The 10,192-nt window shown below is 70.6% G+C and carries 8 protein-coding genes; 4 read left to right on the forward strand and 4 right to left on the reverse strand.

The features are described from left to right. Nucleotide 1: 1 nt before the first annotated feature. From AOK08_RS00690 to ccsB, 3 genes are read left to right on the forward strand one after another with little or no spacing between them, the layout of a single operon-like run. Complete coding sequence (locus tag AOK08_RS00690; protein ID WP_055522551.1) at nucleotides 2-766, forward strand: cytochrome c biogenesis CcdA family protein; 765 nt, start codon at nucleotides 2-4, stop codon at nucleotides 764-766. A 3-nt stretch (nucleotides 767-769) separates the two neighbouring features. Beyond that, entirely contained in the window at nucleotides 770-2,488 is a 1,719-nt protein-coding gene (gene resB, locus AOK08_RS00695; RefSeq protein WP_055522553.1) for a cytochrome c biogenesis protein ResB, read from the forward strand. Beyond that, nucleotides 2,489-3,613 (forward strand): c-type cytochrome biogenesis protein CcsB, encoded by a 1,125-nt coding sequence (gene ccsB, locus AOK08_RS00700; protein ID WP_055522555.1) that lies wholly within the window; start codon nucleotides 2,489-2,491, stop codon nucleotides 3,611-3,613. A gap of 17 nt (nucleotides 3,614-3,630) precedes the next feature. On the opposite strand, the gene AOK08_RS00705 is transcribed toward ccsB, so the two are convergent. From AOK08_RS00705 to AOK08_RS00720, 4 genes are all read right to left on the reverse strand, one after another. Continuing rightward, nucleotides 3,631-5,253, reverse strand: coding sequence for a hypothetical protein (locus AOK08_RS00705; protein ID WP_055522556.1), 1,623 nt, complete (start codon nucleotides 5,251-5,253; stop codon nucleotides 3,631-3,633). Further along, nucleotides 5,253-7,379, reverse strand: coding sequence for a hypothetical protein (locus AOK08_RS00710; protein WP_055522558.1), 2,127 nt, complete (start codon nucleotides 7,377-7,379; stop codon nucleotides 5,253-5,255). The genes AOK08_RS00705 and AOK08_RS00710 overlap by 1 nt, the downstream gene beginning before the upstream one ends. Nucleotides 7,380-7,536: 157 nt before the next feature. Next, nucleotides 7,537-8,541, reverse strand: coding sequence for an isopenicillin N synthase family dioxygenase (locus AOK08_RS00715; RefSeq protein ID WP_055522561.1), 1,005 nt, complete (start codon nucleotides 8,539-8,541; stop codon nucleotides 7,537-7,539). After that, a complete protein-coding gene (locus tag AOK08_RS00720) occupies nucleotides 8,522-8,989 on the reverse strand; it encodes a nucleoside deaminase (protein ID WP_055522563.1) in 468 nt (155 codons plus the stop codon). The genes AOK08_RS00715 and AOK08_RS00720 overlap by 20 nt, the downstream gene beginning before the upstream one ends. A 250-nt stretch (nucleotides 8,990-9,239) precedes the next feature. Here AOK08_RS00720 and AOK08_RS00725 point away from each other — a divergent pair. Then, nucleotides 9,240-10,192, forward strand: a 953-nt coding sequence (locus tag AOK08_RS00725) for a PucR family transcriptional regulator (RefSeq protein ID WP_241826747.1), incomplete at its 3' end; no start/stop codon positions are given.

Here is a 10,192-nt window from a genome sequence, read left to right on the forward strand (position 1 = left end):
CGTGCTACTCGCCGCGGCAGTCACCGACCCCAATCAGACGGTCTACAGCGGGGCCCTGATACTCGCCCTGCCGATCGCCCTGCTCGGCGGCCTCGTCTCCTTCTTCTCGCCCTGTGTGCTGCCGCTCGTACCCGGTTATCTGTCGTACGTCACAGGCGTCGCCGGCACCGATCTCGGCGAGGCCCGCCGGGGGCGGATGGTCGCCGGGGCCTCGCTCTTCGTCCTCGGGTTCACCGCCGTGTTCGTGTCCACGGGCGCCCTGTTCGGGTACTTCGGGGACAACCTCCAAGCCAACCAGAGCGTTCTGTCCAAGGTGCTGGGCGTGCTCATGATCGTCATGGGCGTCTTCTTCATGGGGCTGATGCCCTGGATGACCCAGCGGGAGTTCCGCTTTCACCGCAAGCCCGCCGCCGGGCTTGTCGGCGCCCCACTCCTCGGCGCGCTGTTCGGCATCGGCTGGACGCCGTGCATCGGCCCGACCCTCGCCTCTGTGATCGCCCTCTCCTCCCAGCAGGGGAGCGCGGGCCGTGGGGCCATACTGACGGTCGCCTACTGCCTGGGCCTGGGCATCCCCTTCGTGCTCGCGGCCGTCGCCTTCCGCAAGGCGCTGGGTGCCTTCGGCTGGGTGAAGCGCCACTATGTCTGGGTCATGCGCATCGGCGGCACCATGATGATCCTTACCGGTGTGCTGCTCCTTACCGGCGCGTGGGACCGTCTCGTGCAGGAGATGCAGACCTGGTCCAACGGCTTCACTGTGGGGATCTGATCGATGAGCAAGACCACGCCCGACGCGCCCGCCGAGAGCGCCGTCCCTGACGACCAGGATCTCGGCGCCGCCTCCTCCCAGTTGTCCACCGCCCCTCAGGAGGAGCTGGCGGGCGGGCCCTCCCTGGGTGTCCTCGGCTGGGCCCGCTGGTTCTGGCGGCAGCTCACCTCGATGCGGGTCGCGCTGCTGCTGCTGTTCCTGCTGTCGCTCGGGGCGATCCCCGGCTCGCTGATCCCGCAGTCCGGTACGGACGAGACCAAGGTCGCCGACTTCATGCGGCGGCACAGCTTCCTCGGGCCGCTCTACGACAAGCTCGGGATGTTCCACGTCTACAGCTCGGTGTGGTTCTCCGCGATCTACATCCTGCTGTTCATCTCCCTCATCGGCTGCATCGTGCCCCGCACCTGGCAGTTCGTGGGCCAGCTCCGCAGCCGCCCGCCGGGCGCGCCCAAGCGTCTGACCCGCCTGCCCGCCTACACGACATGGCGTACGGAGGCCGAGCCGGAGCAGGTGCGTGAGGCAGCCCTCGTACTGCTGAAGAAGCGCCGCTTCCGGGCCGATCTCGCCGGGGACGCGGTCGCCGCCGAGAAGGGCTATCTGCGCGAGGTCGGCAACCTCGCCTTCCACATCGCGCTGATCGTGATGCTGACCTCCTTCGCCTGGGGCCAGCTCTACAAGTCCGAGGGCAACAAGCTGATCCTCGAAGGCGACGGCTTCGCCAACGTGCTCCCGCAGTACGACGACTTCAAGTCGGGCACGCTCTTCAACACCGACGACCTCGACCCCTTCAGCTTCAACCTGAGGAAATTCAAGGGCACGTACGAGGAGTCCGGGCCCAACCGTGGCACCCCGCGCACCTACGAGGCCGACGTCGACTACAGCGTGGGCGCGTACGGCAAGCCCACCAAGCGCGTCATCAAGGTCAACGAGCCGCTGGTGATCGGCGACTCGAAGGTCTATCTCACCGCCCACGGCTACGCGCCCGTCATCACCGTCCGCGACGGCAAGGGCGACATCGTCCTCGACCAGGCCGTCCCGCTCCTGCCCCTCGACTCCAACGTCACCTCCTCCGGGACGATCAAGGTGATGGACGGGTACTACAACCCCAAGGGTGTGGAGGAGCAGCTCGGTATCCAGGCCTTCTTCCTGCCCACGTACGTGCCGGGCAACGAGATCGCCTCGCAGTTCCCCGCACTGCGCAACCCGGTGCTGAACCTGGCGCCCTACCACGGCGACCTCGGGGTCAACGCGGGCATCCCGCAGAGCGTGTACCAGCTCGACAAGAAACACATGAAGCCCTACAAGGACGCCAAGGGCAAGCAGGTGCGCGTGAACCTGAGGCCCGGCGAGACCATGAAACTGCCGGGCGGCGCGGGCTCGGTGACCTACGTGGGCAACCGGGAGTGGGCCAACTTCCAGGTCACCCGGCAGCCCGCCGCCGGCTGGGCGCTCGGCGGCGCGATCGTCGCCATCTTCGGCCTCGCCGGCTCCCTGTTCATCCAGCGCCGACGCGTATGGGTGCGGGCGGTCGAGGGCCCCGACGGCGTCACCGTCGTCGAGATGGGCGGCCTCGGCCGCAGCGAGTCCGCCAAGGTGCCCGAGGAACTCGGCGAGATCGCGGGGGCCCTGTACGACCAGACGCCCGCCGCGCCCGACACCGAAACCCCTGAACCCCCCGACCCCGATACCTCTGCCGTACCTGCTGAAGGGGCTGAGAAGTAAATGTCTGCTCTCGCCACCGCGCCCGACCTCGCCCACGTGACGACTCTCGCCACCGCGACCAACGAGCACCTCGCGAACATCAGCAACACGCTGATCTACTCCGCGATGGCCGTCTACACCCTGGCCTTCTTCACCTACATCGCCGAGTGGATCTTCGGCAGCCGCAGCAAGGTCAGCCGTACGGCCGCCGCGCTCACCGCGAAGCCGGGTGCGGCCGGGGCGAAGGCGCCGGAGGTGACCGTCCAGAACGCGGGCGGTACCGCCGTACTGGAGCGGCCGAAGGTCGTCGTACGGGCCGCCGCCGGGGCCCGGGACGTGCCGGACGGGCCCGGCGCCCACGGCGGGGACGAGCAGGGCGACCTGTGGGGCCGTATCGCCGTGTCCCTCACGGTGGTCGCGTTCGCCGTGGAGTTCGCCGGGGTGCTGGCCCGCGCGCTGTCCGTGGGGCGGGCGCCGTGGGGCAACATGTACGAGTTCAACCTCACCTTCTCCACCACCGCCGTGGCCGTGTACCTCGTCTTCCTCGCACTGAAGAAGGACATCCGCTGGCTCGGCCTGCCCCTGGTGACGACGGTCCTGCTCGACCTCGGTCTCGCGGTCACCGTCCTCTACACGGCCAGTGACCAGCTGGTCCCCGCCCTCCACTCGTACTGGCTGTACATCCACGTCTCCACGGCGATCCTCTGTGGCGCGGTCTTCTACGTGGGCGCGGTCGGCACGATCCTGTACCTCTTCAAGGACTCGTACGAGAACAAGCTCGCGTCCGGCGGGAAGCCCGGCACCTTCGCGACCTCCGTCATGGAGCGGCTGCCCGCCTCGGCGTCCCTCGACAAGTTCTCGTACCGCGTCAACGCTGCCGTGTTCCCGCTGTGGACGTTCACGATCATCGCGGGCGCGATCTGGGCGGGCGACGCGTGGGGCCGCTACTGGGGCTGGGACCCCAAGGAGACCTGGGCGTTCATCACCTGGGTCGCCTACGCCACCTATCTGCACGCCCGCGCCACGGCCGGCTGGAAGGGCCGCAAGGCCGCGTACATCGCCCTGATCGCCTTCGCGTGCTTCCTCTTCAACTACTACGGCGTCAACATCTTCGTCAGCGGCAAGCACTCGTACGCCGGCGTCTGAGCGGTCCCGGGTACGGGTTACGACGGGGGCAGGCAGTCCTTCTGCGGCGGCCTGCCCGTCGGCCAGGCGATCTCGACGAAGCGGGCGTGCCGGTCGGGGGTCAGTTCCACGATCGGTACGGCCTTGTCGTACGGGTTGCCGTAGTTGTCCAGGCAGATCCAGCCGCTCGCGCCGTTCACCCGGCCCGACGAGCCCTTGATGAGCGTCCACTCGTCGGCCACGTCGGCGAGGTTCGGCGCCGTCCGTCCCCGGGGCGTGGCCTCGCGGATGCCCTCCACGGTGAGCCGCATCGCGTCGTAGGCGATGATGAGCTGGCCGTCCTCCAGGTCGATGTCGCCGATCGGCGAAGGCCTGTCGGTCTTGGCCGCGCTGATGGCCGTGGTGGCGTTCAGCAGCTCGTTCAGCTCCTGGGCGTCCGCCGCCGAACCCCCGGTCCTCGGCGGTTTCTTGAACCAGGCGTCCGGGTGGGCGAGGGCGGTGTAGCGCACCGAGATGCCGTGCCTGAGGGCCTCGGGGTCGAGTTTCGGGTCACCGGTGAGGTACGAGGCGTCGTCCCCGGTGAGGATGGTGAACTGCCGTTGCATGCAGCCGCGTTTGCCGAGCGCGTTGATGAACTGGCGTAGCTGGGTGTGCCGTCCGGCGAACAGGACGGTGTTCACGCCGGGCGCGGTGTCGCACAGCAGCTCCCTGATCTGCCGGAAGTCGTTGGCGGTGGTGCCCTCTTTGGTGCGGTCGGTGAGCGGGGTGAAGGGCCACGGCTGATAGCGCGAGCCCCTCAGCAGCTTCTCGAACGACGCCTGGAGGGTGAGCGTGTACGGGTCGCCCGGGTCGTCGTACACCAGCACCGCCCGGTCGGCCGCCACCTTGGCGAAGGAGGCGAGCGCGCGGGCCTCGTCGGTGTTGGTGGGGGCGGCGCGGGCCAGCCCCGGGAAGGGCTTCGGGTCCCCAGGGCCGCTCCGGGGGCCGTTGGCGAGGCTGTCGGCCGTGATGGACGTACCGACGACGGGGATACCGCGTCTCGTCAACTCCCTGACGGCGAGGGTGTTCTCCGCCGTGCTCAGCCCTATCCCGGCGACCGCGCGCAGCTTGTCGGAGGTCTTCGTCATCCGCTCGATCTCGCCGACCGTGTGCTCCCAGGACGCGCCCGTACGGCCCGGGTTGGCGAGCACCAGCCGGATCGGCGGGCCCTCGCCGTTCGCGTCGTGGTTCACCTTCCACTGGGCGAGATAGGCGCCCTGGAGTTCGTGCAGCACATCCCCGAGGATGTCCGCGTCGGTGGTGGTGAACGGCTCGAACAGGGCGACGGTGACATAGCCGCCCTTGCCGTTCGTGAGCGAGCGGTTCTCGCGGTCGATCGCGCCGATCGTCTCGGCGAGCTGCTTTTGGCCGAAGGCGTAGTCGGTCGTCGAGACGCCCACGCAATCGTTACTGCGCGCCGGACGCACGACCCCCGGCGCGCACGAACGGTCGTCGTACGTCGCCTTCCTGATTCCGTAGGTCAGTCCGGCCACCAGCGCCGCCATGACCAGGAGCGCGAGATAGCGGCGCAACGGGATCGCCCACACCCCCTCGCGCAGCCACGCACCGATACCCCCGACACCCCTGAAACCTCTGAAACCTCTGAAACCGCTGCGAGCCATCACGCGCCTCCGTCGTTGCGGTTGCGGTCGTCGTCGGTGGTGTCCTCGTCGCCCGGGACGCGCGGCGGGCGGCCGGTCAGCGCCGCCTCCGGCCATTCCTGCGAGGCCTGCCACAGCAGGGCGTTGCTGGCGCGCGGGTCGTTGGACAACTGCTCCAGCTCGTAGCGCAGCCGGTCGCACAGCCGCCGGTCGGGCAGCACCAGCGGATCGGTCAACTGCCAGACGGCGTGCAGAAGTCGGCGCACCCGCAGATGCAGTACGGCGTCCACGCCGTCCGGCGGCCGTTGCTCGGCGTCGGTGTGGCCGAAGGCGATCCGGGCGCGCTGGTGGTCGCCGCCGGCGAAGTCGTGGCCCTCGGTGTCGTGGGCGTGGAAGTAGGGCGCGGACGCGATGAACAGGAGGGTGCCGAGCCAGGTGCGGGTGTCGAGGGTGTGGAAGGTGTCACGGAGATACGCGACCGCCGGTCCGGTGTCGCCGAGGGCGAGTTCGTGGTGGAGGCGGTAGCGGGCGGCGGACGGCTCGGGTCCCTCGTAGTGCCGGACGAGGGTCTCGTGGACGTCCCGCCACTTGCCGTGGTCGGCGTGCCGGTGGTGCAGGCGTAACAGGAGCAGGGTGCGGACGAAGGCGTCGCCGACGAACTGCCCCGGGACGGCGGGCAGTCCCTCGGCGACGAGCCGGGTCTCCAGTTCGCGGACGCTCGACGGGCCGAAGTCGTCCGGGAGTTGGGCGGCGGCGAGCGCACGGGCCGAGTCGTGGTCGTGGGCGGCGGCCAGCACGGTCAGCTCGTCGAGCCGGTCGGCGGGGACGAGCCGGTCGAGCAGTTCGCGGTAGGCGGGCCGGCCCTCGCGGTCCTCGTGCAGGGCGAGTTCGGCGGTGAGCAGGGCGCCGAAGGGCGCGGTGGGCGCCAGCCGGTGCAGGTTCTGCCGGGCCGACTCGGCGACCAGAGTGATGCCCAGCGGATTCCCGCACGTCAACCTGTGCGTGGCAGGCGGGAGTTCGGCCGGTACAGGGGTTGTCGTACCCGTACAGACCGCGTCGACGATGTGCAGGGTGTCGTCGGAGGAGAGTGGCGGCAGCGACACCAGCAGGGCCCGCGAGGAGGCCGTGTCGGCGGGTGTCCAGCGGGTGCGCCGGCCGGTCTCGCGCAGGTCCCGGCGTACGGAGTTGCGCAGCGAGGACTGGCCGCCCGCGCCGCGTACGGCGGCGATGAACGCGACCTGGTCGGCGAAGCCCTCGGCGCGGTCGCGCAGCACCTGCTCGATCAGTTCACGGCCCGGCGAGCCGTGCGCGTTGTCGACCAGGACGAGCGGGCGGCCCAGGCGCTGGAGATGCGCCCGCACCCCGGCGTAGGCGTCGGTGAGGTCGGCGAGCAGGGCCCGTACGAGATGGCGTTCGGCGTGCTCGCGGGAGGTGCCGCCTGCCCTGAAGTGGTCGGAGAGGAGACGGAGTCCGAGCTCGGCGCGGTCACCGGCGTTCGGGTAGGTCCGGTACCAGGTGGACGCCCGGCGCTGCCGCGTACCGGCGGAACGTTCCGTCATCGCCTCCATCGTTGCCTCGATGACCGCCGAGACCAGCGGGTCGTCGCTGATCGCCGCCGCGACCGCCTTCGAGGCGACCCGGCCCGCCCAGCGCGCGGCGAACCCGGCGAACCACGAGCCGCTCTCGTTGAGCAGCAGCATCCGCTGGACCTCCCAGCGGATGCGCTCGGTGTCGGCGTCGCCCCAGCCGCCGGCGGCCACCGCGATCAGGCCCGACATCAGTCGCGGGAAGGCGATCCGCCGGGCGCCCGTGACCGGTTCGGCGAGCTGCTCGGCGATCACCAGGAGCGCCTGCGCGAGCGGCGACCAGGCCTGCGCGGGGCGGGCCTGGGGCCGGTGGAGGAACTGCGGGTCCTCGCAGTCGATCAGCGCGACCGGGGTGTGCCGCTGGTAGGCGGCGCGCAACTCGCCGAGGACCGCGCTCTTGCCGAGCCCGCGCCCTGCGGTGAGCACCACGAACGGCAGCTCACGGGGGTGTTCGAGAGGGGCGGCGATGTGATGGTGGGGTCTCAGTCCGACGAGCCGGGGCGCGAGCCCCGGCGGTTCGGTGTCGAAGAGCGCCCCGCGTCCGTGCAGCCGTCTGAGCACCGCATCCCTCCCCCTGGGGTCCAACTCGCGGTTCAGTGTTCTGTGCAGTGTGCTGTGCGTACTGCAACATCAGTGTAAGAAGGGGGAGTTGGATCGGGCTAGATCATGCGATGTCCGTTGTGTTACGAAATTGGCGGCCTGCTGCTCGATCGACCGCTCAGTCGACCGTGATCGAGTCCAACTGCCCCCGCAGATAGACGTGCGAGTCGAAGGGCTCGTACGAGACCCGGCCCACCGGCGCGGGTACCGACTCGACGATCGTGCCCGGGGTGCACTCGCCGAAGTAGACGAGGGACATCAGTTCCTCGGCGGGGGAGTCGGCGGGCGGCGGCAGCACCCGGTGCCTGCCCGAACGCCACCGGTCGCCGGTCCAACGGGCCATCAGATCACCGATGTTGATGGTGAACGCCTCGGGGTCGAAGGGCGCGTCCTCCCAGCCGCCCTCGTCCGTGTAGACCTGGAGCCCGCCCTTTCCGGCCTGCCGGTCGAGGATGGTGACCGTCCCGAAGTCGGTGTGCGGCCCGATCCGGAACTGCCCCGGCTCCGGCTCGCCGACCACCTCGACCCCCGGATACCAGTTGATGTTGAAGCCGTACGTCGGATGGTCCATGTGCCGGGAGAAGAAGTCGGGCGCGAGCCCGAGAGCCTCCCCGAGAAGGGTGAGCAGTTCCTTCTCCAGCTCGCCCATCCGGTCGAGGTACTCCTCGCACAGTTCCCGCAGTCCGGGCGCCTCGGCGGGGTACACGTTGGGCGCGTACCACTCGGCGTTGACCACCGGGTCGTCGAACGGCTCGTGCGTGGCGAAGGACAGCGACTCCTTCAGGTCCGGCGGGGTCTCGGTCCCCTCCGAGTACCCGTTGGCCTCCGCCCCCGGCCCCAGCCAGCCCCGCCCGCCGACCTTCACCGCGTACCGCTCCTTCACCTCGGCGGGCAGCGCGAAGAAGGCACGCGCCGCCTCCCGGAGGCCGGAACGCAGGGCGGGGTCGACGCCGTGCCCGGTGACCAGCAGGAACCCGGCGGTCTGGAGGGCGTCGTCGACCGTACGGGCGATCTCCTTTCGCGTCTCCGCGTCCCCGGAGAGCCAGGGCCGCAGATCGACGGTGGGGATACGGGGTGCGGCGGGGGCCGGCGCCGACGAGGGGTTACTCACCGATGTCCTCATTCCACAGTGCGGGATTGTTGATGATGAAGTCGCGCATCATGCCGACGCACTCCGGATCGTCGAGCAGCACGATCCCGACGCCGTGCTCGGCGAGCCAGTCGTGGCCGCCCCGGAAGGTGACGGCCTCTCCCACGATCACCCGGGAGATACCGAACTGCCTCACCAGACCGGAGCAGTACCAGCAGGGCGAGAGCGTGGTGACCATGGTCGTCCCACGGTACGACCGCTGCCGTCCCGCGTTCCGGAACGCGGCCGTCTCGGCGTGCATCGAGGGGTCGCCGTCCTGGACGCGCCGGTTGTGACCGCGCCCGAGGAGCGTGCCGTCGGCGCCGTAGAGCGCGGCCCCGATCGGAATCCCGCCCTCGGCGAGCCCGGCCCGCGCTTCCTCGACGGCGACGGAGAGCCAGGTGCGCGCCTGATCCATGAGGTCTGCCTCCGCCTGATCCATGGGTCCACTCTCCGTCGGCGCAAACACCGGGGCAACGTGCGGAGAGTACTCTCCGGGCATCCCGCAGCAGGACGAAGTGTCAGCGCCCCTGGGAGGCACCCGTGCTCGCACTCACCCTCCGTGAAGTTCTGGTTCTCGATCCGGTACGTGCCGCCGACCCCGAACTCCTCGCAGGGGAGACCGCGTTGGACCGTCCAGTCCGCTGGGTGCTCCCCCTTCTTCTCGGCTTCGCTCGAAGTGGGGGGACCCCATGACCGACGAGGCCCGCCGCCTGGGCCTGCCCCTGCTCGCCCTGCGCCGGGTCGTCCCCTTCGTACGCATCACCGAGGCCGCCAACCGAGCGATCGTCGCCCGGAGCCTGTCCGGCCGTACGGTGGTCCGCCCCTGGGGCGACGACCACGCCACCGCCCTGCTCGCCGACCTCGCCGACGGCCAGGCCCTCAACCAGCCCGAGGTGGAGGCCCGCGCCGCCCTCGCCGGCTTCCACCCCGGCCCCGGCGCCCGTCTGATCGGCGTCTCCGCGCACGGCACGCGTGACGTCGGCGCGGTGGACCGGGCGGCGCGCACCCTGGGCGGGGCGGTGCTGCGGGCCGCCTTCCCGGGGGAAGCGCTCGCCCTGGTCGAGGTCCGGCCGGTGCCTGCGGGGAAGGCGGGACGGGACCCGGTACGGGCGGTGCAGGACGCCTTCCGCACCGCCTTCGGCGCCGTCCCGGGCGTCACTGTCGCCGTGGGCCACGCCGTCGACGCGGGCAGCGGCCGGCTGCGCTGGAGCGAGACGCTGCGTGCGGCCCGTACGACCCTGGAGCTGGCGCTGACGGTGCCGCCCCCGGAGCCGAACGCCCCGCAGGGCCCCCTGGTGACGTCCTCCCGGGCCCTCGCCCTCGAACGCGAACTGACCCGGGGAGGCGTCGACGCCAACCAGGACCGCCTCACCCGTCTGGTCCAGCACACCCTGGGCCCGCTGCTGGCCTGGGAGGCGGCCCACCCCAGCGACCTGGTCCGCACCCTGGAGGTCCACCTGCGCAACGGCTGCTCACCCACCCGGACGGCGACCCTCCTGCACATCGGCCGCCAGTCCCTCTACCAGCGACTGGAACGCATCGAGTCCCTCCTCGGCCTGGAGATCGACGACTCGGACCTGCTGGGCGAGCTGCTCACGGCGACGTGTGCGTGGCGGGTGGTGCGGGGGACCGCGAGCGCGGG

This window comes from Streptomyces graminilatus, assembly GCF_001418565.1.
Taxonomy (GTDB): Bacteria; Actinomycetota; Actinomycetes; order Streptomycetales; family Streptomycetaceae; genus Streptomyces; species Streptomyces graminilatus.